Source organism: Mycobacterium marinum, from assembly GCF_003391395.1.
In the GTDB taxonomy this organism is placed as follows: domain Bacteria; phylum Actinomycetota; class Actinomycetes; order Mycobacteriales; family Mycobacteriaceae; genus Mycobacterium; species Mycobacterium marinum.
The window spans coordinates 3,404,198-3,428,800 of sequence record NZ_CP024190.1 but is presented as its reverse complement, the minus strand read 5'-3'; the positions used below and the strand labels follow the sequence as shown (position 1 = coordinate 3,428,800).

The following is a 24,603-nucleotide window of genomic DNA, read 5'->3' as shown; positions in this document are numbered from 1 at the left end:
AGGCCGCATAGCGGGAGGACACGACGGAAATGGCGGGTATACCAGTACGCGCCTAGTACGGTGTTCAACACGCATTGCGCTCATTTCGAGCAACCCTCCCCTGGTGCGCCCGATCTCTCGACGCCAACGGCTTACGGCACTTTCGATAGTCCACCGTCGCTTCTCATCAGATGAATCACGACGGTGCCGTGCGACTCTCGCCTAACGCCTCGGCAAGTTTTGGCGAAAATCCCTCGGCGGCAGCAGCTTTGGGTGGATGGCACCCAATGTGCTCAAACCCATCCTTGTCAGGTGCCGGTTCAATCGAGTGTCTTTCGACGTTTCGGCTGCTTGGTTGCCCGCCGCCACTACCCATTACCCGTGGGCGGGAACCCAAAGGTCAATCGGCGATAAGCTCCCGGAACAGGGTGCATTCGACCGCGTGCCACTCGCGGACCAGGATCTCGTTGGTCTGCGGGTCGGTGACCACTTCGGCACGCCAGGGAAGGCATTCCGGGCAGGCCACGATCTCATATGCCTCGCCGACTTCGTTGAAGGCGCGCAGGTCGACCGGCGCAATCGGCGCGTGAAAGGTTATGTCTGGCCGCGGAGGTCGCGGGTGTTCTCGTCTTTGTCGTAGTCGGGGCGACGTCGGACGGCGGGCCTGTTCGGCGCGTTCGTCGTCGGCGAAGTCGTCGGGAGTCAGGGCCCGGCCCAGTCGCCCCTCGAGGCAACCGATGCACAGAAACCCGCTGGGGTCCCCGGCAGTGGCCCACAAAACCTCGTCGACCTTGTAGGTCTCGTCCCAGGTATCTGCGCCGCAGTCTTCGCAACGGCATTCGAGCGCGACGACGACCCACGTGAAGGACAGCGCCGCCCCATGGGTCATGGTGACGTCACGCCGGCCGTCGCCGCCACGAACCAGCGACACGGTCACGTCATGCTCACGGCAGTAGCTGTCGACCGCGTCGTCGACAGCGTCTTCTACTTCGCTCAGCGTCTGGAGTTCGTCGTCGAGGACGGCGCCGTCCCGACTGAGCTGCCACACGTGGTGCACACCTGCCGTCAGCCGGTATTCGAACACCTGATCCTCCCCGGGTCACGAGAAAATACAAAGCTGCGCTACGCGCCAGCGGCTTTCAGATTGTCCAGCGTCTCGATCACGTGGTCCACCAAAATCGGCATGACCACAGTGACCGACTTCTGCTCGGCCACTGTGGGGAGTTCGATGTTTTCGGTGTACCCGAACTCAACGTTCAGAGGCACCGATACATCGGCGGGTGAATCGCCCGGCTTCCGCAAGGGACGGCGGAGGGTCACAGAAGCGACCAGCGCCCCATCCGTCATCTCGCGCGGCTTGTTATCGACCCTTTCGACGTCGCCAGTCGTGCTAGTGATGTCGAAAGCTTCGTTGCTGTAGCTGACCACACGCACTTGGCGGTGCTTGTCACGGTTGACCAGTCCGTTGAGCAGAGCGAACGAATGCCAATCGGGTTTCTGCGCCTTAAATGGTTGGGAGTCTTCGATGACCTGCAGCACAGCCGGTTCCGTGAGCGGTGCGAGCTTGGCCTGAGCACCTGCCCATTCGGAAGCCTTCGCGATCAGTGGATACTGCAGCGCACGCTCCTGCGCCGCGGTCAACGTTTGCCTGGCTGCTGCGTGGCCAAACAGGGCGTGGTCGAGCGCTGCTCGAAGGTTGGTCAGGATGTCGCCAACAATGAGTCCCCAGTTCTCCGGGGGTGGCTGCTTGACGTTCACCCGAAAGTTGACGACCACCAGCTCAGGCTGAAACATGTGATCGACAACCTCCCGCACGAATTCGTGGGGTTCGGACGCTCGGTACTCGTCTACCGACGCTCGCAGTGTGGCGAGGTGTTCCTGCGCCCGTCTCGCCTTTGCATACGCACTATCCAGTGATCCCACGCGAATATGCTGCAGAACCCACCGAGTCGGGTCAAGGGATCTCGCGGGCCGGTGGTAGCAAACATTCCCCAGCCCCGATCTAGAGTGGCCGTGGCGGCATCTGCACTGCAAACGGGGCCCGAACCTCCCTCGGTGCATCCGGAGCGATTGCGGCCGGCATCGGTGCTGAATACGACGGAATCGAATACGGCGGGTTACCAGTAAACCACTGCATATTGCATCAGATGAATCAACGCCTGACCTGTTTGTCGCCACCGCTCCTCCCGTCGTTTCGGCTGCTTTGCAGGACTTTTCGCCCGCCATGCCGGTGGCGAGCGGCCGTCACCCGCCGCGTCGGCCAAAAAGCCTCGTATCCATTGGCTATAGAGAGGCTGCCGGATACTCATAGATCGAGGACGATGCGCAGTGCCGCATCAACGCGGCGCATCTCATCGAAGCTCAGGAACCCGACGCTCGTGCCGAGCCGGCCCGGGTCGACCGCGGCGGCCTGTTCGGCAAGCACTCGGGTGTTCACGCCGGCGATTTCAACTTCGGGACGAAAGCTCGCGGCGCGAGCCGACGTGGATGTTGGTGCAACCAGCCAGGTCGACAAGGGCAGTTGATCTGACTGGACTACTACGGCGTAGCGGGAACCGGACTGCTCGTGACCGCGACTCCCCCGCGGGGCACGCAACTGAAAGACCTCACCACGCACGCAACGTCTCCATGTCGCGGAGCACCTGCATGGCCTCAGCGCGGTCGGACTCGTCTTCAGCAAGCCTTTCCGCCTCGGCACGAATCGCCGCGCTGGCCTTCCGTCGTGCGGCATCGATAAGAGCAGATCGAACGGCTACGGACACGGCAGTTCCATCTTTGGTCAAGACCTCCAGCGCCTTCGTTGTGTCTTCGTCGGGCCTGAAGGTGATGGTGTCAGCCATTGCAACAGTGTACGACATTTTGTAAGACGATCGCTGGGGTCACATGAGCGGTTTTTCTCCTGGCAGCGGCAACCCCAGTAGCACCAGTCCTGCCCGGTGCCCGCGTCGCGCTCGATTCAAGTGGAATGCGGCGGGATCGAATATGGCGGGCTACCAGCAAAGTTCGTCGTATTACCCCGCGGTCCAACGGTTTTCGGTCGTTGACGACGATGATGAATACGCCGGTAAGCCCTTGGCGGCGTCAGCTAGGTCGCAGATCCCTTCCGGAGCCAGATTGTCTATAGAGGGCGGTTGAGGCTCTTGGCTGCCGCGACAACGGCTGGATGGTCGAGGTTCAGATGCTCGAGTTCGACGAGCTTGGGCCGTTCCCAGCTGGCGATGACGGTCCAAGTCGGCCGGTGGAAGGACCACCACTGCACCGCCTGCCATTTTCGGTCATCAATGGCAGGAGAACGCTGCGACCAGATCCGGTGCGCCCACTCCGAAGTGACTGCCAGGTTGCGAGTGACGATCTGTGTCGGTCGAAGCCCTAGCTCTACTAGGCGGTGCGGATCATCAAGGTCGCAAACGCGCAGATCGTCGGGCAGTTCATACAGTCCGAGAGTCTTCCGTGCACCGGGCACTGCCGGAAAATCGAACATTGAGTCGATCCAGCGCGACAGGTTGCCGAACGCCTCGCCGCACGCGGCTTCGGATTGGCGGGCCACGTACCACACGTAATAGTCGGGGTGGTCAGCCCGGCCACCGCGCTGCGGGCGGTGCTCATAGAGAGGATGCCCCGGCTCGCCAAGCGGAGCCGCTTCAAGGTAGGGAAAGACGCGATATACCAGCACTCACGCCGCCCCGCCCCACATCTCTGCGTCAAGCGCTTGAAGGACCCGAGAGGCTCCTTCGGTTATTAGAACATCAAGCGGTCGGGCTCCCCCGAGGAAGGCGTTAGCGCTTTCCATCCAGATACGCGCTGAGTCGCCACCCCACACCAAGCGCGCGCGCGAATACACATGTTCTAGATCAATTAGCGCCGGAGCTGCGGCGGGGCCAGGACGCTCTTCGCCTGATGCCCATCGGGAGGTCTGCGATGGGCTGACGCCAATCAACTTCGCCAGCTGTGCACGCGAGAACACGTTCGCGAGGTACAGGACCCGATGTTCAGACAGGGGATCATCAGCCGCCACCCGGCCCTTCCGGGCCCCCACTGCGGCCGCCTTTGCTGTGGGCGCCCTCTTCACCGGAGCTCTGACGGCCACCTTCTTCGACGCACTCTTAGCGCCGCCAGCCTTCTTTGTAGCCATATCATCACTGTACCCAATTTTTTTCGTGGGCTGCAACGTGACGACCAACTGGGCCCCAGCGTAGGCGGGAAGTCTCGCCACTCGATCCGAGCAAACCGAAGGATCACTGATGCACCAGACGATCGCACACGCTTCAGCGAACTAAGTTGCCTCAAACCTCTGCAGGGACTCTCCGGTTGATCCGGCTGCAGCCACGCCGGCGATCAGTGCCGCTCCGCCACCACATCTCAAGTGATGCATCGCTGCGTGTCGGGAGGAATACGGCGGAATCGAATATGGCGGGTTACCAGTAGTAAGTTGGTTATTCGCGCAGCGTGCGAATATCGCCAAACCTGATACTCGTAGTGGTCTGACGCATGTACGTCTCTATGGTGGCGTGGAATCGAAGCTGGCTTTCGCCGCATCGACGGCCATGTCGGTATCGAGAAGCAGCACTCTCACCTATTGATCAGCCCTCCGTATTCAAGCTCGTCAGGAACGGATACTCGCCTATCGCGCAAGGCCGAGGAATGCCATCATCACTCGCTCGACCTCGACGACTTGCTCCGCTGTCAGCCGACCGACTCGGGCATGGACGTTCGACCTTTTCACGGTTGTGAGCTTGTCGATCATCACGTCACTGTTGTGATCAAGTCCGGATAACCGGCCGTCTCCGCCGGCTATTCGGATGCGCATCAACGGCGCATCCAACAGGGTGCTGGACATCGGAGCAACCGTCACCGAACTCGTGGCATCAAAGAGATCATCCTGAACAATCACCGCGGGATGCGGTTTGGTCGCGTAGACGCCCCCCGCTACGGTCCAGATCTCCCCTCTATTCACTCCTCATCCCATGGCGTCGAGATGGCCTCAATGAAGTCCTGATCATCGCCGCGTTCGTCCGCTCGTGCGACCAACGAAGCCTGACGATGCGCCTCGGCAGCAAAACTCTCAGTGCGCACGTCAGGCACCCAGACCTGCAGCGGCCGCAGGCCCCGCTCCCGCATCCGCCGTCGGTACTCGCCGACCCTGTCCCTAACCGCCATGCCGCCGTGTTACATGTAACGCATGATCTGCGCGGCCGGATAGTCAGATCGGCCGGGCAGCAAACAGACATCCATGCCACAGCTCCCGCTCGACGGTTCGCCTGAGCTACCTGAAGATGGTCGTCAGCACTGCGCATTTCGTCGAGGCTTAGCAACCCGACACTTTTGCCGAGTCGGCCTGGGGCGACCGCTGCGGTTTGCTCGGCAAGTACCCGGTTGCTCACGCAAGATGGCGTTTGTTGCTCGCGGTCTCGCTGCACTCCTTTCGCGGCCATGGGTGACCCAGCTACCATGCGGCGGTCATCCGGCACAACCAGTGAATGGAGGCTGGCATGCCAGACCAGGAGCTCGCCCAGTATGGCGGCGGTGTTGCCGCCGTCGACGTTGTCATGGAGACGCCCGACCTTCGCGTCAGCCGCTTCACCCTGGCGCCGCACGGGGTGCTGCCATGGCACCTGCACAGTCAGATCGTGGACTATTTCGTCGGCATCACCGGCAACGTCGAGGTCGAGACCCGGGATCCGGTCGAGCGGATCGAGCTAGCCCCCGGAGTCGAGTTCCGGGTCCGACCTGGGCGGCCCCATGTTGTACGGAACAACGGGGCCGAGTTGGCCACTTACCTGATCGTCCAGGGGGTTGGCGCCTACGACCGCATTCCGGCGCCGCCCACCGACGAGGTTTGAGTGGGGACGGGCATCCTGAGGGGGCGTTGAGCGTGACGTCCTCGGATACAACCCCGATCGGTGACGTCCGCTGCAACGAAGATGAGGACACCGTCGAGACAGTCGCGCTACGACCATGTCTCTGAAGATGGCATTCTGCAGTTGCCGGATGACAAGACTGATGCCGGACAGCCGTTCCGACTGGCGTCGGATAGGGCTGTCTTCGCGTGACACTAGAACACGCATGAGATGGAGGACCGATGCCGCAATGAGCCCGGTCGCCGAATTCGACTTCATCATCGTAGGAGCAGGCAGTGCGGGCTGCCTGCTCGCCAACCGGCTCAGCGCCAACCCTGATCACCGTGTGCTCTTGATCGAGGCCGGCGGCAAGGACAACTGGTTCTGGATCAAGGTGCCGGTGGGCTACCTGTACACAATTGCCAACCCCCGCACCGACTGGTGCTTCACGACCGAGGCTGACCCGGGTCTGGCCGGCCGCAGCATTCACTACGCACGGGGGCGCGTGATCGGCGGCTGCTCATCGATCAACGCCATGATCCACATGCGCGGACAGGCCAGCGATTACGACCTATGGGCGCAGGCCACCGGCGACGACCGATGGCTTTGGGGCGGCCCGGACAGCTCCGGCGAGACACTGGCGATCTACCAGAAGTTGGAAAACTACTTCGGCGGAGCCGACGACTGGCACGGCGCCGGTGGCGAGATTCGCGTCGAGCGGCCAAGAGTGCATTGGAAGATCCTCGACGCCTGGCAGGCCGCTGCTGCCCAGGTGGGCATTGCCCCGATCGACGAGTTCAACCGGGGAGACAACGCCGGTAGTGCGTACTTTCATGTCAACCAACGGCGTGGCCGGCGCTGGTCGATGGCCGATGCTTTCCTGCATCCCGTCGCCCACCGGCCTAATCTCACCATCTACACCCAGACTCAGGCCTTAAAGCTACTGGTGGACAACCAGGTTCACGAAGATCAGCGTCGCGGTGCCTGGACCACAGCTCAGCACCGCGCCACCGGCGTGCGGCTGCTCAAAGATGGCCAAATCGTCGACGTCCAAGCCCGCCGAGAGGTGATCCTGAGCGCCGGAGCGATCGGGTCGCCGCAGCTGATGCAGGCCTCGGGTCTGGGCCCGGCCGGGCTGCTTACCGAGCATCAAGTGCCGGTGGCCGTCGACCTGCCGGGAGTGGGTGAAAACCTCCAGGACCACCTGCAGCTGCGAACGATCTACCGGGTCCGGGGCGCCCGGACCGTCAACACGCTGTACCGGAATTGGATCAGCCGTGCAGGCATGGGACTTCAGTACCTACTGCTGCGATCGGGGCCCTTGACCATGCCGCCCTCCACGCTGGGCGCCTTCGCCAAAAGCGAACCCGCGCTGGCCAGTCCCGATTTGGAGTGGCATGTGCAGCCCTTGTCGTTGCCGAAATTCGGCGAACCCCTGCACCGTTTCGGAGCGATCACTCCCTCGGTGTGCAATCTGCGACCCAGCTCGCGTGGCCACGTGCGCATAGCCAGTGGAGATCCGCTGACCAAGCCAAAGATCCTCTGCAATTACCTGTCCACCGACCAGGATCGTCAACTAGCCGTGCGCGGCCTCCGGATGACCCGGCAGATCATGGCGGCACCGTCGCTGGCCCGCTACTGCCCAGAAGAGTTGCTTCCCGGCCCGCAACTGGTGAGCGACGAAGACCTGCAGAAGGCGGCCCGCGAACTCGGCACAACTATCTTTCATCCAGTGGGCACCTGCGCGATGGGAGCCTTTGACGCACGCGGTAGGCCGAGGTCGGCCGCCACGGTGCTCGACACCGACTGTCGCGTGTACCGCGTCGCCGGTCTTCGAGTGGCTGATGCGTCGGCGATGCCCACCATCACTTCCGGGAACACCAACGCGCCAGTCATGTTGGTCGCAGAGCGCGCAGCGCGGGCGATCCTGGGATGAGTCGGTCAATACCGCGTGGTCGCCAACCGCCACTCCCAAGCATCACTTGGCAGCTCGGAGTCGCGGGCGTTGGCCGCACTTTGGACGCACACTCGAGACTATTCGGACACTTGGGCCGAATGACTATGCAGAGACCGAAGATGGCGGGTTACCAGTAGCCGCAAGCTGAAGCGTACGTCGACGGCCCCACCAACGACACGCCGAGGCGTTCTCATTCGGCGTGGCCATTGCCGAACGGTCACCGCTTGGTATCCATTTGGGAACGCACCCGCGTTTCGGCTGGCGCAGGTCTATCGGCAACAGCAGTCACATCGTTAACATCGCGCGATGCACAATTTGCCCCTGCCGCCCAGTGCTGTTCGATTGCGAGCGATTTCCCGGCGCGACGCGCTGCGCTACACGACTGCGTTGGCCGGGCTCGGTGCCGCATCGGCGGCCTGCGGCATGCCCACCGCGGCCGCCGCCGCTCCCCCTCGACTGATCGACTTCGCCGCGCAGCAGATTCCGGCGCAGCAGATCCGAGCTGCCGGCTACAGCGGTGTGGTCAACTACGTTTCGCTGTCGCGGCCCGGCTCATCGTTTGGCGCTAAGCCGATTACCCGGCGCTACGCCGATTCACTGACGGCCGCGGGCTTGGTGATAGTCAGTAACTACCAATACGGCAAACCGGGTGGGTCAGCGCCGTCGGACTTCACGCGGGGCTATGCCGGCGGCGTCGCGGATGCGCGCACCGCCTGGCAGCTGCACACCGCCGCGGGCGGCGGCCAAGGTGCGCCGATCTTCTTCACGGTCGACGAGGACATCAATCGCGATACCTGGAACCGCGTTGCGCTGCAATGGTTTCGCGGAATCAACTCGGTTCTTGGGGTTCAACGTACCGGGGTTTACGGAGGAATCGATGTGTGTCAGTGGGCCGCGGCCGATGGTGTTATCGGGTCTTCGGGCACACCCGGCCGCCGGTGGGCCTGGCAAACTCGAGCCTGGTCCGGCCATCGGATCTACCCGGCCGCCGTTCTCTACCAGCGCGTCGTGAGCACCAAGTCCAGTCCTGGCCCGCGGGTCGGCGGATTCGAAGTCGACGTCAACGACGTTCTGGCACCGGACTGCGGACAGTGGAACCTCCATCAGGGGCATCGGACTGGCGATGCGCGATAGCCGCTGCTGGCGTTCGCTGAGCTCGGCATCATCGCGTGCGAGATACAGACCCCAAGAGCCTCACCGGTGTTATTGCGCCAACCATCGATTCGTCAGGGCTGCACGTTCGGGGGCGTACTAGCGGGTCGACCCAACAGGTCGCGTTCCAGGAAGTCTTGGAAGACTCGCGCGAGATTGGTCGCGATGGTGTCGTGGCAATCACCGAGCCGCGTGCCGCCTTGGAAAGCCTCATTTATGACGGCACGGCGCGGCACCTCGGCGCGGACTTCGTCGCCAAACTCGCGGTACGCCTTTTCCCGGATCGACCGCTCGATGCCGATCCGACTGTCGAAGGCGGACAAGACAACACCGCACCATCTGAGTGGATGTGTTCGTTGGACACTTTCCACCCTGTTCCGCGCCTCCTTGGCTTTCCGTACCGCATCGAGGGTTGGGGTGATCGGCGCGTATGCCACATCACCTAGATGCATTGCCAGCGCTTCCAAAGAGCCGGTGCGACCGCCGGTGTCGATCAGCAGAAGTTCATAGCGGTCGAATATCCCCGCAACTGTAAAGATGCGTCGCAACAACCCGGTGTCCGATACGCCTATGCCCGCGACGCGGCCTAACGAAGCGCCGGCGGGCACCAAATCCACCGAGGGCCATGCGGTTTCAATAATCTCTTCGGGTATCCGCTTGGCGCCCTGGTCGGGCTTGCCCCAAAAGTCGATTCCGGCATCTTCTAGGACGGAACCCAAGCCGGTTGAATGCTGCGACACCCCAAAGTGATTAGACAGATTCCGCTCTGGGTCTGCGTCGACCAGCAAGGTCGAGATCCCGGCTCGCGACGCTTCCCCTGCCAGCATCATCTGCCAAAGCGTTTTCGCTGTTCCGCCCTTGCCGGAAAGCACCAGCGCCGACACGGCTACCACTGCGTGCCTCCGCCGAGTGCCTGACTCACCTGCGCTACATCCCTCCGTCACGTTCGCGCTATGGCCAGACATCGCGCGCGGTAGTTAGCCTATAGGTTGCCGGAATTCTGCACAGCCGATCATCGAGCTCAACTTGGCGGCTTCGGTCGGACGCCCAGGCGGGACATGGCACATCCAGCGCCGATGCTGCACCGGCGCATCGCGAGGGCTGATGACTTCTGGACCTCGGAGTGCTCCTAGGAGCAACGATATTGTCGGTTGAGCATGCAATTGGTCGGTGGCGAGTACGTGCCGAGCAACACTCCTCGGAATCCACCGGTAGCTGAACCGCCAGGTGCAATGACGCGATTCCAGTTCGCGGGGCTCACAACATAGTGCGTGCCGGATTGCGCGACGGTGCTATTCCACGCGTGCGAGATGGATTCTCCCGCCGGCAAGTCGAATTCAAGCCGCCAGTCGCTCATCGGTACCAGGCTCGCGTTGGTGATCGCGAAGCGCGCGATGAAGCCGGTCTGCCACGTATGTTCCACCGTCAACGTTGCCGTGGCCGCGGCTGCGTGAGCCTCGGGGCTAATGGCGAGTCCGGGGATGGCGACCATCAACGCCAACAGGGTGACGTGAAGCGCTGTACGCCAGCGCTTCACGAAGCTGTCCAGTCTGGCCATGACAGCCAACACTAGAGACATCAAAGCGATATTGGCCGTTGCGTCGCGGGTGGGCTGCAGTACCTTTGCGCAACCGAAACCGTCATGAGATGTTGGCGTCGCCGCACTCGTCGGGCCCCGGGGTGCCCCGCATTGGCCCCGCACTGTCGCGCAACTGACCGTCGGCACAGTCAAAGTGCCCGGCAGACGATCTCAGGGCTCGAGGATCAGTTTCCCGGTCATGCGGCTGGTCTGGCTGAGCCGGTGGGCCTCCTCGGCGCTGGTGAGTGGGAGCTTCTGGGCGATGCTCACCCGCAGCTTGCCGGCGGCCACAGCATCCACCAGCGGTTCCAGCCGCGCGCCGTTGGGTCTGCCCAGGATTGCCTTGGATTTGAACGGGGGCACCACCACTTGCACGGCGGAGCTGGGCTCGTCGCCGGCCACCATGATGTGGCGACCGCGCGAAGACAGCAGAGCCCGACACCCGGCGCCGGAGTAGCTGCCCACGCAGTCGATCACGACGTGAAATGGGGCATGCGGCTTGGCCTGCGCCAGTGCGTCGCCCTGGTTGTAGTCCAGAACGAGGTCGGCCCCTAGGTCCTTGACCATCTCGACGTTCTTTGTCGAGCACACGCCGACCACGAAGGCCTCCTGCAGCTTGGCGATCTGCACGGCCAGCTGGCCCACGCCCCCGGAGGCACCCAGCACCAGCACCCGCCGGTCGGCGGGTGGCACTTGCCGGATGCGGCCCAGCTCCACGACCGCCATCCAGGCGGTGACACCGCCCACGGGCAAGGCGGCCGCCACTGCGATGTCCACCGTGTCCGGGACGCGGCAGAGCTGGTCCTCGCGCACCAGTACGGTGTCGGCGTAAGAGCCGCGCTGACCACGCGAGAAGTTGGTGCCGCCCACCACCCGGTCTCCCGGGGCGGCGCGCGTCACGCCCGGACCGACCGCCTCGACCACTCCGGCGAAGTCCACCCCCACCACCACCGGTGGCTTTGGTCCGATCAGGCGTGCCGCCAGCCGCAGGGGGCCCGAGCTGCGCATTTTCCAGTCGACCGGGTTGACCCCGATCGCCTGGACCTGTACCCGGACTTCGCCGGCTTTCGGTTCGGGCGTGGGTAGCTCGATGAGTTCTAGCGGTTCTGCCGGATTCCACGTTCGCTGCGCCATGGCCTTCATGCCCCAGAGGCTAGTGAAACGGGTTCCCTACCGGTGACACCGGACCGGTCCCCGGGTCTCGGGTCGGTCAGGCGCCGGCGGGACTTACGGCATGGAAGATCGCCGTGCGATATGCATCGTTTTCCTCGGTACCATTGATGGCGCTAGAGAAAGAAGGATTATTTCGATGAGGTTGACGACGTTTTCTGGTGCCCGCCGTGGCTTTGGAAAAGTATTGGAAATAGGCGCTTTTTGCGCCGCATCTGCCCTCATTGCTGCCGCCCCCGCCAGCGCGGACCCGGTCAACCCGTTTGACCCTGCGGATTGCATGGCGAATGCGGATGCCCTATGCAACCTCGGCCCGTATGGGCCGAACAGTCCTCTCAACCCCGCGAGCCCGATGGATCCGGTAAACCCGATGAACCCGGCAAATCCGGCAAATCCGATGAACCCGGCAAATCCGATGAGCCCGATGAACCCCGCTAATCCCAGCCATTTCTGAGCGGTTCCAAAGGGCACAGCTCAATGCGCCGCGTGGCGCCGCCGCTTCGCCTGGTCGGCTATGGCAGGGCTACCAATTGGGGCGGTGACCAGTGGCTGTAGCCTGAGCGCCGTGAAGTCCTTCCGGGTTTATTCCTCCGCTGTACTTGCCGCCTGCGTCGCGGCAATCGGCGTTCCGCTCGCCGCATCGGGAACGGCAACCGCCGCCGCTTCGTGTCCAACCGCGGCGCCGTCCAGTGGCGCGACGCCGGAGTGGACGCTCAACGGGGCCACCGGCAGCGTTGCCGTCACCGGATCCACCGAGACGGCGGCTCCAGTCGTGAAGGTGTCGACCCCGTTCAGCGTGAATCAAACCCAGGTGCATACGCTGCAAGCCGGCGACGGCCCCGTGGTCCCGGGTACGGCGAGGGTTTCCGTCTGCTACATGGGCGTCAATGGGCGCGACGGGTCGGTCTTCGACAGCAGCTACGAACGGGGTGCCCCGGTCGTCTTCCCGCTCAATGGGGTGGTGCCGGGCTTCCAAAAGGCCATCGCGGGACAAAAAGTCGGCTCCACGGTTGCCGTCGCAATGACCTCCGCCGATGGTTACCCCGACGGCCAGCCCAGCGCTGGCATCCGTCCGGGCGACACACTGGTCTTCGCGATCAAGGTCCTCAGCGCCTCGAACTGATTCGCGGCCCGCGGGCCGTGCGACCTGAGTTGGCGGTCCCAGTCGTTTGGTTGCCTCGACTAGGGCGAGCCGTTGAGCCCTTCGTCGCCTAGCAGGACCCCACCTGACCCACCGGCGCCGGGGGTGCCGGTTCCAACGTTGCCGCGGTTGCCGCCGTTGCCGCCGTTGCCGATCAGCACGGCGTTGCCGCCAGTGCCGCCGTCGCCTCCAACGCCGCTCGATAGCGACTGTCCGCCGGCCCCTCCGGCCCCGCCGATTCCCAACAATTGACCGCCGGCACCGCCGTTGCCGCCCGAGCCCCCGTCGCCTGCACCGACCACGCCACCGAACCCGCCGGCTCCACCGGCCCCACCGAAGCCCAGCCACCCGGCTGCCCCGCCCATCCCGCCGTCACCAGCGGTTTTCGTGCTGGAACCGCCAAATCCTCCAGATCCCGCACTGGAGAACAACAGGCCGGCGTTGCCGCCGTCCCCGCCGTGCCCACCCACGACACCCAGGCCAAATCCACCGTCACCGCCGGCCCCGCCGCTGCCGAACAGCATCCCGGCATTGCCGCCGGTGCCACCAATCCCCCCAGTCGCATCGCCAAATCCGCCGCTCCCGCCCGCACCGCCGGGCCCGCCGAACGCTCCGGCATGGCCGCCAGCCCCGCCGGCCCCGCCGTTTGCCGACTCGCTGGCTCCCCCGGTCCCGCCGTCGCCGCCACCGGCGCCGACCAGCCCACCCAGTAGGCCGCCGGCCCCGCCGCTCCCGCCGCCACCACCGTCTCCGTTGACGCCAGCCCCGCCGGCACCGCCCAGCCCGGCCGCACCCAACAGCCCGCCGGCCCCGCCGGCCCCGCCGCTCCCGCCGGTACCGCCGGTCAGTGAGAATCCGCCGACCCCGCCGACCCCGCCGGTACCGGATAGCCACCCGCCCGCCCCACCGGAGCCGCCGCCGCCGCCGTCATCGGAGGCCGAGCCAGCGCCGGCGCCGCCGGTGCCGCCGGTACCGATGAGCCCGGCTGCCCCGCCGTCACCACCGGCGATACCCGAGCCGGCAGCTCCGGAGCCGCCGGCCCCGCCGTCACCAAGCAACCAACCCCCGGGCGACCCACTCGCGCCGCTGCCGGTAGCCCCCGGGGCTCCATTGCCGATCAGCGGGCGCCCGGTGGCCGCCTGAATGGGGGCATTGACCGCGGTCAGCGCTTGTTGCTGCAAACTGTGCAGCGGTGAGCTGCTCGCCGGGGCGTTGAATCCGTCGGCCCCCAGCAGCACACCACCGGTACCGCCGACACCATTGCCACCGTTGCTCGGACCCGCTCCGCCGGTACCGGCGTTGCCACCGTTACCGATCAGCACTCCGTTGCCGCCGTTACCGCCGTCGCCTCCAGCCGCCGTACCTTCGCCACCCGCGCCACCGGCGCCTGCGTTGCCGATCAGCAGGCCCGCCCGGCCTCCCGTTCCCCCCTGGCCCCCAACACCGCCGGTGCTGGAGCCGCCGACTCCGCCGACGCCGCCGTCGGAGAACAGCAATCCGCCGGCCCCGCCGCCCCCACCCGGGCCGGCGGTCGCGCCGGCACCGCCTTCCCCGCCGGCCCCGCCGCTGGAGAAGAACAACCCGCCGTCACCGCCGGTCCCCCCGGCCGCCCCGGATGTACTGCCGAATCCTCCGGTCCCGCCCGCCCCACCGGTGCCGAATAGCCCCCGCACGCCGAACATCCCGCCGGCGTCACCGCCGGAACCACCGCTGCCGCCTGTCACACCGCCGTATCCGCCGGTGCCGCCGGCCCCGCCTGGGCCACCGAGCACCCCAGCGCTGCCACCCGTCCCGCCGGCTCCGCCATTGTCTTGTCCCATCCCGCCGATGCCGCCATCGCCTCCGCCCGCACCGACCAGTCCGGCCCACGGCCCCCCGGCTCCCCCGGCTCCTCCGGCCCCGCCGGTCGCGCCACTCCCGAGACGGCCCGCTCCGCCTGCCCCGCCGGTTCCGCCGGCACCCAGCAGACCCCCGGCCCCGCCATCGCCGCCGGCCCCGCCGACCGCGCCAACGTCGCTGGTCGCCCCACCTGCCCCGCCGACTCCGCCACTACCCGACAACCAGCCCCCGGCCCCCCCAACCCCTCCGGCACCACCGTTACCGACCGTGGAGCCGCCCCCGGCCCCGCCCGCACCTCCCGATCCCAGCAGCCCGGCCGCCCCGCCGTTACCTCCCACTTGGCCGGTGGCGCCCGACCCGCCGGCGCCGCCATCGCCGAGCAGCCAGCCGCCATCGCCACCGTTGGCGCCGGTGCCCGGCGCACCGTTGGCGCCATTGCCGATCAGCGGCCGCCCGGTCAACGCTTGTACCGGCGAATTGATCGCCTCCAACAGCTGCTGAAGCGGTCCGGTGTTGGCGGCCTCCGCAGCTGCGTAGGCGCCTCCGGCGCTGCTCAGCGTCCGCACAAACTGCTCGTGAAAAGTTATCGCCTGCGCGCTCAACTGCTGATAGGTCTGACCGTGAACAGAAAACAGCGCCGCGATCGCCGCTGATACTTCGTCTTGGGCCGCGGCGACGATGGTTGTGGTCTGCGTCGTCGCCATGGCGTTGGCGGTGTTGACCGAAGAACCTATGTTCGTTAGCTCGGTGGCCGCCTGTACCACGATTTCCGGAACCGCCGTCAGCGCGGTCATGTCGAACCTCCAGAAGGCTCACAACCAGCCGGGGGGTTCCCGGCTGGTTTCGACGAGCTCGGGTCAGCAACAGCCTATTGTGATGCGGGCCACTTTCGCTTCGGATTCCGGCGCGAACTCAGCGCTCCGTGTCGCTGTGGTGCACGGCGTCAATCGCCCGGTAGATCCGCTGTTCACTGACCGGACGCGGGGTGCCGAGCTGCTGGGCCCACAGGCTCACCCGCAACTCCTCGATTTGGCGGCCGATGTCGCGGACGTCGGCGGCGCTGGCCCGTGCCAGCGGCAGCGTGTGCACAAGTTCGTCGTAGGCCTCCACAACGGCCTGTACCCGCTCCATCCGGTCCCGGTCGGCCGCAACGGCATGCGGCAACCGGTCAAGGCGTCGACGGATCGCGATCAGGTAGCGGGCGAGGTCGCCGAGATGTGCCCGCCCGGTTGCGGCCACGAAGCCCGGTGGAACCAACCGGTCCAGCTGGGCGCGGATATCGGCGATCGCGTCGGTCTGCGCCGACGGTGGCTTCGCGGGCAAGGCGAGCTGCACCTCCTGCGCGGCGGCGAGTACCTTCGCGACGCGCCCCACGATGTCGATGGTCATCGGGACCAGCGCTTTCGCCACGTTGGCGCACAAGGCGGCGAACTCGGCCCGCGTCCATACCAGCCCCGGTGTCAGTGCGTCGGTCGCCGCGTCGGCGCAGTCGGCGAGCAGCGCGGTCAGCGAACCATCCGGGTTGGTCCCGAGCAGCAGGCGGGTGCGTGGGTCCAGCTGGCGTTCGACGGCTTTCAGCGGTGCGGCCACACCGAGCCGCACCAGTCGCCGGGTGCCGGGTGCCATCGCATGGTCACGTTCGGCCGCCGTCGCGAACACTCGCAGGTCCACGTGCGAGCCTTGATCGACGAACCCCGGGAACCCTCGCACGGCCCGCCCGCCGACGCTGCGCTCGACGACGCGCGCCAGTTCGTCCACGCCATCGGGCCAGGCGCGCAACCCTTTTCGTTCCAGATCGCCGGCAACCGCGTCGGCGACCGCCCGCTGGGCGGGGGCCGCCAGCTCGGCTTGCAGCGCCTTGAGGTCCTTGCCGCGGGCGACCTCGGTGCCATCGGCGGATTCCACGGCGAAATTCACCCGCAGGTGCGGTGGCAGCTTGGTCAGGTCGAAGGCATCGATGGGTACCAAAACGCCGCTGCGACGGCGTAGTTCGCGCTGCAATGCCTGCAGTAGCGGCTCTTTGGCCGGGTCGATCCCGGCCAGCACCGCCCGGGCGGCATCGGGGGCCGGAACGAAGTTGCGGCGCAAGTCTTTCGGGAGTGAGCGGATGAGCTCGGTGACCAGTTCTTCGCGAAACGCCGGCACCTGCCAGGCGAACTGGTCGTCCCCCAAGCGGGCAAGCACGTCGACCGGCACGTGCACCGTGACGCCGTCATCGGCGGCGCCGGGCTCGAACCGGTAGGTCAGGGGCAGTGCCGCGTCGTCGGTCTGCCAGGCGTCCGGCCGATCGGTGTCGGCAGGATCATCGCTGCGCAGCAGCTCATTTCGGGTAAAGGTGAGTAGATCCGGCGTCTGGTGGCGCTGCTTTTTCCACCACGTGTCGAAGTGCCGTGCGGAGACGACCTCGGCGGGGATGCGGGCGTCGTAGAGCTCATAGACGTCATCGTCATCGACCAGCAGGTCGCGTCGGCGGGCCCGCTCCTCCAGTTCTTCGAGTTGCGTTCGCAACCGCGCGTTGTCGGCAAAGAAGTGATGACGAGTCTGCCAGTCGCCCTCCACGAGCGCATGGCGGATGAACAGCTGCCGTGCCACCGTGGGCTCGACCCGCGAGTACCCCACGCGTCGGCGCGCGGCCAGCGGCAAACCGTACAGCGTCACCCGTTCGTAGGCCATCACCTCGCCGCGCTTGGCGTCCCAGTGCGGTTCGCTGTAGCCGCGTTGGGCCAACTCCCCCGCAACTCGCTCGACCACTTCCGGCTGGATGCGGGCGGCGATGCGCCCGTAGAGGCGACTGGTCTCGACCAGCTCGGCCACCACGACCCAGCGTGGCGGTCGCTTGGTGAGCACCGATCCGGGCGCCAGAACGAACCTCGAGTTGCGCGCACCCAGATACTCCCGGCCGTCTTCACGGCGCATCCCAACATGCGAGAGCAGCCCGGCCAGCAGCGCCGCGTGCACCCGGGCGGGCTCGGCCGGATCATCCGATTGCGGTCCTGACTCGGCTAGGCCGAGGTCGCGACAGATGCTGCGCAGCTGTCCGACCAAGTCCTGCCACTCCCGGATGCGCAGGTAGTGCAGGAACTCGGTGCGGCACATCCGCCGGAAAGCGCTGCGTGACAGAGCCCTTCGCTGCTCGCCGAGGTACCTCCAGAGGTTGAGGTAGGACATGAAGTCCGAGTCCTCGTCGGCGAATCGGGCATGCTTCTGGCGGGCTGCCTCTTCGCGGTCGGTTGGTCTTTCCCGCGGATCAGGGATCGTCAGCGCCGCGGCAAGGACCAGGACCTCACGCAGACACCCCTCCATCCCGGCCTGCAGAATCATCCGGCCCAGCCTGGGGTCAACCGGCAGCCTCGCCAAGCGAAGGCCGAGATCGGTGATCGCGCCGGTTGGGTCGAAGGCGCCGAGTTCCTGCAACAGCTGTACGCCGTCGCGAACGCTGCGCCGATCCGGCGGGTCGAGAAATCCGAAGTTCTCGATCTCGCCCAGCTGCAGCGCCGCCATCTGCAGGATCACCGCGGCCAGGTTGGTCCGCAGTATCTCCGGGTCGGTGTATTGCGGTCGGGCGGCGAAGTCGTCCTCGGAGTAGAGGCGGATGCAGATGCCGGGGGCAACCCGACCACATCGGCCGGCCCGCTGCGCGGCGGACGCCTGGGAGATCGGTTCGATCGGTAGCCGCTGCACCTTGAGGCGGCGGCTGTAGCGCGAGATGCGAGCATTGCCCGGGTCGACGACGTAGCGGATGCCCGGCACGGTCAGCGATGTTTCGGCCACGTTGGTTGCCAGCACGACGCGGCGCCCGGTGTGCGGCGCGAACACCTTCTGCTGCTCGGCGGTCGGCAGCCGGGCATACAGCGGAAGCACCTCGGTGTGTTCGAGGCCGCTGAGTGCCTCGGCCGTATCGCGGATCTCACGCTCCCCGGACAGGAAAACCAGGACGTCTCCGGGGGCTTCGTTTTGCAGTTCGTGGACCGCGTCGACGATCGCCTCCACCTCGTCGCGGGTCTCGGTGCGGACGATTTCGTGGTCCGGGTCGTCCGGGTCGCGGGAGTCTTCCGGGGACCCCGTCGAAACGGGAACCTCCAACGGCCGGTACCGAATCGCGACCGGGTAGGTCCGTCCGGACACCTCGATGATCGGCGCCCCACCGAAGTGGGCGGCGAAGCGTTGCGGCTCGATCGTCGCCGACGTCACGATCAGCTTCAGGTCCGGGCGGCGCGGCAGCAGCTCGCGCAGGTATCCGAGCAAGAAATCGATGTTGAGGCTGCGCTCGTGGGCCTCATCCAGAATCAGCGTGTCGTAGCGCAGCAAGCGTCGATCGCGCTGGATCTCGGCGAGCAGAATCCCGTCGGTCATCAACTTGACCAGGGTGCGCTCGCTGACCTGGTCGGTGAACCGGACGGCGTATCCGACCGCGTCGCCCAGCGGGGTTTGCAGCTCGTCGGCGATGCGTTGCGCGACCGTGCGGGCGGCTAGCCGCCGAGGTTGGGTGTGTCCGATCGTCCCGCGGACCCCGCGGCCGATGTCCAGGCAGATTTTCGGTAGCTGGGTGGTCTTGCCCGACCCGGTCTCCCCCGCGACGACGACCACCTGGTTCGCCCGTATCGCCTCGGCGATCTCCTCGCGACGCTCGCTGACCGGCAGGTCGGGGTAGGTGATCGCCGGAACGGCGGCTTGTCGCGTCGCAATCAGCACCTCGGCCGCAGAAATCTGGACAGCGATCTGCTCGGTCAGCTGCTGCAGCTTCTCCGGCTTGGCGCCGCGAAGCCCCTTCAGGCGCCTGCCCAGACGCACGGCGTCACGGGTGCTCAGACCGTCGAGACGGCTGCGCAGCTGCGCAACGGACAGATCGGCCACTCCGGTCAGGGTAGGCGGTGCCGCGTGGCCCCTCGATAGCGCGGTCCGCGGATCTGACCGGCCACCGAAAATTCGTTGCCAGCTACCTGATTTGGAGCCATCATGCTAAGGGCTTGCGGCCGGGCCTTGGCGAGAGCCGGCGCTTGGGCTGACGAACTGAGGAGCAGGGATTGTGAAGCTGGCAGAGGCGTTATCGCTGCGCGCGAACGCGGCGCGGCGGGTCGAGCAGCTGCGCACGCGCATCGTGGGCAACGCCCGCTATCAAGAAGGCGAGGAACCGGCCGAGGATGCCGCGGCTCTGCTCGCCGAAGCCGGCGAGACGCTGGATGAGTACGAGACGCTGATCCGGCGCATCAACCGCACCAACGCCGCCACGGCGATCGGCGCGGACGGCACGCTGACCGACGCGCTGGCCCGCCGAGACGCCCTGCGTCTGCGTCACTACGTGCTCACCGCCGCCGCGGACGCGGCCGCCGGTAGCAACCAGCCCACCTACTCGCGCCAACTGCGGTCCGAGCTCAAGATGCTGCCGGCCCTGCCCGTTGCCGAACTGCGCGCCCAGGCCGACGAGCTCGCCCGCGAACTTCGTGAGCTCGATGTTCGGATCCAACAGTCCAACTGGGAGGTCGAGCTGCTGGATTAGCGGGCCGAGGTGGAGCAGATAGTTGTCGCGGAGGCGTGCACAAGCCCAAGATCGGCGGGCAAAGTCCGGTCTCTGCTGGCGCGCGGAGGGCAGCGCAGAGGGTTCGATTCCCTCCTTGACATCGCAGCCCAGCATTGCGCACCGGTGATAGGGCACAGCACACAGCACATCACCACGTGCAGATCCGTGATGGCGAGGGCGGGTAAGGGGCACCCACCTTGGCGTAGCAGTGCGGGCGGCACCGGGGTGCAACACGGCACCCCGGTGCGCGCTACCGCGGCCCGTTGGTGTGCAGGTAGAGCGTCGGTCCCACTGGCAGCCGGCCGCTGGTGGTCAGGTCGAGCAGGGCGGCCATCGCTTTGGCCGTGTAGACGGGTTCGAGATCGAGATGCTCGGATTCGCGCGCGAGTTTCAGTGCCAGAGTCCCCTGGCTGGTCGGGTGGCCGTAACCGGGCCCCAGCCAGTCGCGCAGCAGGGTCAGCCGCTCGGCAGGCAGGTCGATGGACGGTAGCTTGGCGCCGCGATCTTGCAGCAGACGTGCGGCCCGTCGAGCCAGCGATGTGATCGATCGATGGTCGAGTCGCAGCTTGTCGTTGACAACGACGCCGATCACCTGAATATCGGTCAGGCCGGCGAGCGCGAGGCCCAGGTGCAGGCCGGCCACCGTACCCCCAGACCCGACCGCGGTGACGATCGACGATGGCGTCGGCAGCGCACCGTCTCTAAGCTGCGCGGCGAGTTCGAATGCTGCCTCGACATAGCCGATGACTCCCAGGGGTGAGGAGCCGCCGGCCGGTAGCAGGTAGGGACGTCGGTGGCGCAGGTATAAGTACGGGGCGGCGGCCACCGTTCGGGCCTTGGAGCGCGTCAGATAGATGTCGGCACCGGATGCCCGAAGGCGGTCGAGCTGGGCTTCGACATGCTCGTCTACCGGCTGGTCAATGAGTGCCAGAGCGGTGTGAATCCCCAGCTCGGCGGCGTAGAGCGTGGCCGCGAGTCCCCAGTTGGTGCCCAGCCCACCGAAGGTCAGGATCGTGCTTCGCCGTTGGCGCCTTACTTCGGGCAGCAGCCATTCCAGTTTGCGGACTTTGTTGCCGCCCCAGCCCCCGTTGCCGTAGGCGCCGTCGTCTTTGATCCAGATCGACGGGCAAGCGCTGATCAGATGGGACAGGGGGCGCACGGGTGTGGGACCGTCGCCGAGGGTGACGCGCTCGAGGGTGGTGCGCAGCTCGGGGAATCGCTGATGCAGGTAGGCGTTCACGCGGCTACCGGGCCTAGGGAGCCTCGCATCCGTGACCTCGCGAACAGCCACCTCTGGGCCGGTCGAGCATCAGCATCATTGGACGTCCACACTTCGGCCATTATCACCGATGCCAGCGCGGCGGCGGCGAATATGAAGCCCGGTCACGGCAGTTGTGACCCAACCTCAGCAAACTCGTCGCCAACATGGCTGTTCCAGCCGCTCCCCCTCGAACGGATTTGATGCTGCCGCCGAGGGGGGTCACCCCATCTACATTTGGATCTCAATCCGCATCAGCGTCGCCTATCCGCCTGGCTTCCCGCTGTGATTTAGGTGTGAGCGTTGGGCCCAAAGCGTGCGCGTCGAGTAATCTAAGCCGCGCAGCTGGTTTGCTGGCGGCATTCTGAGTGTTGTCGGCATCAAGCGGCGGAGGCTTTCGCGGCTTCGTCGTGAGAGGGAACCCGGTGGGAATCCGGGACTGTCCCGCAGCGGTATGCAGGAACGAACACCGTCATCGGCACTGGCCCCACAGCCTGGGACTGGGAAGCGACGGTTAGTAGGAGCACCATCGTCGGTGCGGGCCTGCGAGTCCGAAGACCTGCCAGTTGCGCCGGGCACGTTGTGTTCGGCGCGCGTCGCCTCGTGGATTGGGCGGATGGTCGTAGGTATGCAGACACGGTGCCGGGCAGACGGCGCCATTCATCGGCTCTAGCGGCTACCACGGTTCACCAGGCGCGGGCATCCCGTCGTACCGGAGGACTATTGATGGCCCCACGTGCCCACACCGTCAGGATGTCGGCCGCGCCTCACATCGGTGAGCATCGGTTCGCTGGCGGTGATCGATGACCGCGCCGATCTGGATGGCGGCGCCGCCAGAGGTGCATTCGGCCCTGTTGAGCAGCGGCCCGGGCCCCGGTTCGTTGCTGGTGGCCGCGGGCGAGTGGACTTCGCTGAGCATCACCTACGCCGAGGCGGCCGAGGAACTGGCCGCTCTGCTCGCCGCCGTACAGGCCGGAGCGTGGGACGGTCCGACCGCCGAAATCTACGTGGCGGCCCACGTGCCATATCTGATGTGGCTGATACAGGCCAGCGCCAACAGCGCTGCAATGGCCGGTCAGCAGCAAACCGCTGCCGCCGCCTACACCGCCGCCCTGGCGGCGATGCCGACCTTGGCGGAGCTGGGGGCCAACCACACGATCCATACGGGGCTGGTAGTCACGAATTTTTTCGGCATCAACACCATCCCAATCGCGGTCAACGAAGCCGATTACGTGCGGATGTGGATTCAGGCCGCCGCGGTCATGGGCGGCTACCAGGACGTCTCGGCCACGGCGGTGGCTGCCGCGCCGCAGCCCGCCCCGGCCCCGCCGATCATGAACGCCGCCGCGCCGGCGGCTGCCGCCGCACAGGCAGCGGAGCTACCTCCCGACCGGCAAAGCCAGTTTCTGCAATGGCTCAACGACATCGGGTATGTCGACCTCTACAACAAGTTGATCAAGCCGTTCGTCGATTGGCTGGCGAACATCCCCTTCCTGCAGGCGCTGTTCTCCGGATTTGACCCGTATCTGCTCACCCTCGGCAATCCGCTCACCTACCTCAGCCCGCTCAACATCGCCTTCGCCCTCGGCTACCCGATGGACTTTGCTACGTATGTCACCCTCCTGTCACAAACGTTCGCATTCATCGGTGCCGACCTTGCCGCCGCGTTCGCGTCGGGCAATCCCATGACCATTGGCCTCACCATCTTGTTCACCAGCGTGGAAGCCATTGGCACGATCATCACCGATACGATCGCGCTGCTGAAGACCCTGCTGGAGCAGACCGCTGTGCTTCTCGCGGCGCTGGCGCCGATGTTGGCCGCTCCGCTGGTGCCGTTGGCGGCCGGCGCGGTGCTGGCGCCGCTTGGTGCCAAGGGTTTGGCGGCGCTGGTCGCCGTGCCGCCACCGGCGCTACCGGTCGCCGCGCCCGCCGCTCCGCCGGTCGCGCTAACCCCCAACGTCCCGCCCACTCCCCCGGCGCCAGCACCCGTGGACGCGAGCACCCTTACCCTCACGCAGGCCCCGCCGCCCCCGCCGTCGACCGCACCACCGCCGGTAAGCGGTGCTGGTCTGGGAGTGGGGATGGAGAATTTCGGCTACATGGTGGGTGGCCTGGGCGCGGATGCCAAGAGCGCCGCACGTGCCAGCGCCCGCAAGAAGGCCCCGCGGCCCGATGGTGCCGAGGTGCCGGTCGTCGCGCCGGCCCCATCGGAGCCGGCTCGCTCGCAGCGTCGCCGGCGCACGAAGGTCGGCCAGCTCGGCCGCGGCTTTGAGTACATGGATTTGGAATCGGAGACGGCTCCCGACTCGATGACGGGCAGCGAGCGGATCACCACCGCGTCCGGCTTGGCAGGTAGTGCGGGGACTTTCGGGTTCTCCGGTGTCGCCGGCAAATCCGGCGACCGCACCGCAGCCGGGTTGATCAAGGTGGCCGGTGACGGGTACGACGACGGCCCGCGAACACCTGCGATGCCGAGCACCTGGGATGGCGACCCGGCGCCCTCGCCGGACTAGCCCGCAGACCTGGGTCGATGACCGCCTACGCCTTGTGGTTCCGGTCGATCCACTGGGTGAGCGCATCCTCGAGCGCGGCCCCGACGCTCACCCCGGCAGCGGCGGCTGCCTGCTCGAAACGTTCGACCACTTCCGTCGGCGCCGAGGCATTCAGCGGTGAGCGTTCGGGTTTTGACTTCGGCGGCTGGGCTACCGGCACATGCCGAGCGGTGGTGGCCTCCATGGTCTCGCGCAGTGCGGGAATCTCATCAAGCAGGCGGGCGAGATCGTCGCGGCCGATTCGCAATACCTCGGCCGGGCCGGTTGTCGTTACTGTCGCAGACCGCAGTTTCCCACGGCGAAGTGCAGATTCACCGATCACTTCGCCGGGCCTTAGTACGGCGATGCGGTCCCGGCCGACGTAGACGCCGGCCTCCCCTCTGAGCAGGATGTAGCAGGCATCTGATGGAGTCTGTTCGCGGATCAATGGCCACGGCACGGACTGCGAAATGCGCTGTGCCGCCTCCACGACACGCTCCAGCTCAGCATCGGAGAAGGCGTCGAAAGCGGAGAATTCGCGTAGCCGACGGGCATCTTCGGCGTTGCTCTCGATGTCGACATCCATGCTGCGCCCCTGACCTGCGATGTGTCCTTGACATCGTGGAGCCTACGCGGGTTTTG

Annotated in this window: 22 protein-coding genes and 1 riboswitch; of the genes, 7 read left to right on the top strand and 15 right to left on the bottom strand. The window is 66.2% G+C overall.

All coding sequences use genetic code 11. The annotated features are described in order from the left end of the window. Window positions 1-379 precede the first annotated feature (379 nt). From CCUG20998_RS28130 to CCUG20998_RS14445, 8 genes are all read right to left on the bottom strand, one after another. Window positions 380-1,063 (bottom strand): hypothetical protein, encoded by a 684-nt coding sequence (locus CCUG20998_RS28130; RefSeq protein WP_020729193.1) that lies wholly within the window; start codon window positions 1,061-1,063, stop codon window positions 380-382. A 38-nt stretch (window positions 1,064-1,101) separates the two neighbouring features. Continuing rightward, window positions 1,102-1,773, bottom strand: a complete 672-nt coding sequence (locus tag CCUG20998_RS14475) for a hypothetical protein (RefSeq protein ID WP_020729192.1) — start codon at window positions 1,771-1,773, stop codon at window positions 1,102-1,104. A 511-nt stretch (window positions 1,774-2,284) separates the two neighbouring features. Continuing rightward, complete coding sequence (locus tag CCUG20998_RS14470; RefSeq protein ID WP_020729190.1) at window positions 2,285-2,596, bottom strand: type II toxin-antitoxin system PemK/MazF family toxin; 312 nt, start codon at window positions 2,594-2,596, stop codon at window positions 2,285-2,287. After that, the gene (locus CCUG20998_RS14465) at window positions 2,586-2,819 is read right to left on the bottom strand and encodes a hypothetical protein (protein WP_020729189.1); all 234 of its coding nucleotides are present in this window, start codon (window positions 2,817-2,819) and stop codon (window positions 2,586-2,588) included. The genes CCUG20998_RS14470 and CCUG20998_RS14465 overlap by 11 nt, the downstream gene beginning before the upstream one ends. 278 nt (window positions 2,820-3,097) lie before the next feature. Continuing rightward, complete coding sequence (locus CCUG20998_RS14460) at window positions 3,098-3,652, bottom strand: RES domain-containing protein (RefSeq protein WP_020729188.1); 555 nt, start codon at window positions 3,650-3,652, stop codon at window positions 3,098-3,100. Next, window positions 3,653-4,111 (bottom strand): antitoxin Xre/MbcA/ParS toxin-binding domain-containing protein, encoded by a 459-nt coding sequence (locus tag CCUG20998_RS28935; protein ID WP_258036781.1) that lies wholly within the window; start codon window positions 4,109-4,111, stop codon window positions 3,653-3,655. It lies immediately after the preceding gene. A gap of 489 nt (window positions 4,112-4,600) precedes the next feature. Then, complete coding sequence (locus CCUG20998_RS14450) at window positions 4,601-4,933, bottom strand: type II toxin-antitoxin system PemK/MazF family toxin (RefSeq protein WP_036455701.1); 333 nt, start codon at window positions 4,931-4,933, stop codon at window positions 4,601-4,603. Then, a complete protein-coding gene (locus CCUG20998_RS14445; protein WP_036455700.1) occupies window positions 4,930-5,136 on the bottom strand; it encodes an antitoxin MazE-like protein in 207 nt (68 codons plus the stop codon). Before CCUG20998_RS14445 ends, CCUG20998_RS14450 begins: the two co-directional genes overlap by 4 nt. Before the next feature lie 332 nt (window positions 5,137-5,468). Between CCUG20998_RS14445 and CCUG20998_RS14440 the strand changes: the two genes are divergently transcribed. The 3 genes from CCUG20998_RS14440 (at window position 5,469) to CCUG20998_RS14430 (ending at window position 8,907) form a co-directional block, all read left to right on the top strand. Beyond that, the gene (locus tag CCUG20998_RS14440) at window positions 5,469-5,819 is read left to right on the top strand and encodes a cupin domain-containing protein (RefSeq protein WP_020729185.1); all 351 of its coding nucleotides are present in this window, start codon (window positions 5,469-5,471) and stop codon (window positions 5,817-5,819) included. 247 nt (window positions 5,820-6,066) lie between these two features. After that, window positions 6,067-7,752 (top strand): GMC family oxidoreductase, encoded by a 1,686-nt coding sequence (locus tag CCUG20998_RS14435; protein ID WP_020729184.1) that lies wholly within the window; start codon window positions 6,067-6,069, stop codon window positions 7,750-7,752. Window positions 7,753-8,079: 327 nt separating this feature from the next. Continuing rightward, the gene (locus CCUG20998_RS14430; RefSeq protein ID WP_020729183.1) at window positions 8,080-8,907 is read left to right on the top strand and encodes a DUF1906 domain-containing protein; all 828 of its coding nucleotides are present in this window, start codon (window positions 8,080-8,082) and stop codon (window positions 8,905-8,907) included. Window positions 8,908-8,999: 92 nt separating this feature from the next. Here CCUG20998_RS14430 and CCUG20998_RS14425 read toward each other — a convergent pair whose 3' ends face one another. From CCUG20998_RS14425 to CCUG20998_RS14415, 3 genes are all read right to left on the bottom strand, one after another. Next, window positions 9,000-9,809: a ParA family protein gene (locus tag CCUG20998_RS14425; RefSeq protein WP_231389684.1), complete on the bottom strand. Its 810-nt coding sequence runs from the start codon at window positions 9,807-9,809 to the stop codon at window positions 9,000-9,002. A 245-nt stretch (window positions 9,810-10,054) separates the two neighbouring features. Beyond that, on the bottom strand, window positions 10,055-10,483 hold the full coding sequence (locus CCUG20998_RS14420; RefSeq protein WP_012394646.1) for a cellulose-binding domain-containing protein: 429 nt from the start codon (window positions 10,481-10,483) through the stop codon (window positions 10,055-10,057). 192 nt (window positions 10,484-10,675) lie between these two features. Then, window positions 10,676-11,647: an NAD(P)-dependent alcohol dehydrogenase gene (locus tag CCUG20998_RS14415; RefSeq protein WP_015355760.1), complete on the bottom strand. Its 972-nt coding sequence runs from the start codon at window positions 11,645-11,647 to the stop codon at window positions 10,676-10,678. Window positions 11,648-11,738: 91 nt separating this feature from the next. On the opposite strand from CCUG20998_RS14415, the gene CCUG20998_RS14410 reads away from it, so the two are divergent. Both CCUG20998_RS14410 and CCUG20998_RS14405 read left to right on the top strand, forming a co-directional pair. After that, the gene (locus CCUG20998_RS14410; RefSeq protein ID WP_231389683.1) at window positions 11,739-12,128 is read left to right on the top strand and encodes a hypothetical protein; all 390 of its coding nucleotides are present in this window, start codon (window positions 11,739-11,741) and stop codon (window positions 12,126-12,128) included. Between the two features lie 102 nt (window positions 12,129-12,230). Continuing rightward, on the top strand, window positions 12,231-12,797 hold the full coding sequence (locus CCUG20998_RS14405) for an FKBP-type peptidyl-prolyl cis-trans isomerase (protein WP_373145440.1): 567 nt from the start codon (window positions 12,231-12,233) through the stop codon (window positions 12,795-12,797). 59 nt (window positions 12,798-12,856) lie between these two features. Here CCUG20998_RS14405 and CCUG20998_RS14400 read toward each other — a convergent pair whose 3' ends face one another. Both CCUG20998_RS14400 and hrpA read right to left on the bottom strand, forming a co-directional pair. Further along, window positions 12,857-15,448 carry a PE family protein gene (locus CCUG20998_RS14400; RefSeq protein ID WP_116269113.1) on the bottom strand — a complete coding sequence of 864 codons (2,592 nt, stop codon included), beginning with the start codon at window positions 15,446-15,448 and terminating at the stop codon, window positions 12,857-12,859. Between the two features lie 118 nt (window positions 15,449-15,566). Further along, window positions 15,567-19,508, bottom strand: coding sequence for an ATP-dependent RNA helicase HrpA (gene hrpA / locus CCUG20998_RS14395; RefSeq protein WP_020729177.1), 3,942 nt, complete (start codon window positions 19,506-19,508; stop codon window positions 15,567-15,569). Window positions 19,509-19,680: 172 nt separating this feature from the next. Here hrpA and CCUG20998_RS14390 point away from each other — a divergent pair, with 172 nt between their 5' ends. After that, window positions 19,681-20,151: a DIP1984 family protein gene (locus CCUG20998_RS14390; protein WP_011740221.1), complete on the top strand. Its 471-nt coding sequence runs from the start codon at window positions 19,681-19,683 to the stop codon at window positions 20,149-20,151. 271 nt (window positions 20,152-20,422) lie between these two features. Here CCUG20998_RS14390 and CCUG20998_RS14385 read toward each other — a convergent pair whose 3' ends face one another. Continuing rightward, complete coding sequence (locus CCUG20998_RS14385; protein WP_020729176.1) at window positions 20,423-21,412, bottom strand: 1-aminocyclopropane-1-carboxylate deaminase/D-cysteine desulfhydrase; 990 nt, start codon at window positions 21,410-21,412, stop codon at window positions 20,423-20,425. A gap of 386 nt (window positions 21,413-21,798) precedes the next feature. Then, window positions 21,799-22,011: riboswitch (cobalamin riboswitch) on the top strand. A gap of 222 nt (window positions 22,012-22,233) precedes the next feature. Here CCUG20998_RS14385 and CCUG20998_RS14380 point away from each other — a divergent pair. Continuing rightward, complete coding sequence (locus CCUG20998_RS14380; RefSeq protein WP_020729175.1) at window positions 22,234-23,943, top strand: PPE family protein; 1,710 nt, start codon at window positions 22,234-22,236, stop codon at window positions 23,941-23,943. 25 nt (window positions 23,944-23,968) lie between these two features. Here CCUG20998_RS14380 and CCUG20998_RS14375 read toward each other — a convergent pair whose 3' ends face one another. Next, complete coding sequence (locus CCUG20998_RS14375; protein WP_020729174.1) at window positions 23,969-24,547, bottom strand: cyclic nucleotide-binding domain-containing protein; 579 nt, start codon at window positions 24,545-24,547, stop codon at window positions 23,969-23,971. Window positions 24,548-24,603: the final 56 nt, after the last annotated feature.

Coding starts and splice junctions, on each gene's coding strand:
- CCUG20998_RS14445 (WP_036455700.1), bottom strand. CDS start 5,136: ATGGCGGTTAGGGACAGGGTCGGCGAGTACCGACGGCGGATGCGGGAG.
- CCUG20998_RS14440 (WP_020729185.1), top strand. CDS start 5,469: ATGCCAGACCAGGAGCTCGCCCAGTATGGCGGCGGTGTTGCCGCCGTC.
- CCUG20998_RS14435 (WP_020729184.1), top strand. CDS start 6,067: ATGAGCCCGGTCGCCGAATTCGACTTCATCATCGTAGGAGCAGGCAGT.
- CCUG20998_RS14410 (WP_231389683.1), top strand. CDS start 11,739: ATGGAAGATCGCCGTGCGATATGCATCGTTTTCCTCGGTACCATTGAT.
- CCUG20998_RS14380 (WP_020729175.1), top strand. CDS start 22,234: ATGACCGCGCCGATCTGGATGGCGGCGCCGCCAGAGGTGCATTCGGCC.
- CCUG20998_RS14415 (WP_015355760.1), bottom strand. CDS start 11,647: ATGAAGGCCATGGCGCAGCGAACGTGGAATCCGGCAGAACCGCTAGAA.
- CCUG20998_RS28935 (WP_258036781.1), bottom strand. CDS start 4,111: ATGGCTACAAAGAAGGCTGGCGGCGCTAAGAGTGCGTCGAAGAAGGTG.
- CCUG20998_RS14465 (WP_020729189.1), bottom strand. CDS start 2,819: ATGGCTGACACCATCACCTTCAGGCCCGACGAAGACACAACGAAGGCG.
- CCUG20998_RS14400 (WP_116269113.1), bottom strand. CDS start 15,448: ATGACCGCGCTGACGGCGGTTCCGGAAATCGTGGTACAGGCGGCCACC.
- CCUG20998_RS14430 (WP_020729183.1), top strand. CDS start 8,080: ATGCACAATTTGCCCCTGCCGCCCAGTGCTGTTCGATTGCGAGCGATT.
- CCUG20998_RS14375 (WP_020729174.1), bottom strand. CDS start 24,547: ATGGATGTCGACATCGAGAGCAACGCCGAAGATGCCCGTCGGCTACGC.
- CCUG20998_RS14475 (WP_020729192.1), bottom strand. CDS start 1,773: ATGTTTCAGCCTGAGCTGGTGGTCGTCAACTTTCGGGTGAACGTCAAG.
- CCUG20998_RS14420 (WP_012394646.1), bottom strand. CDS start 10,483: ATGGCCAGACTGGACAGCTTCGTGAAGCGCTGGCGTACAGCGCTTCAC.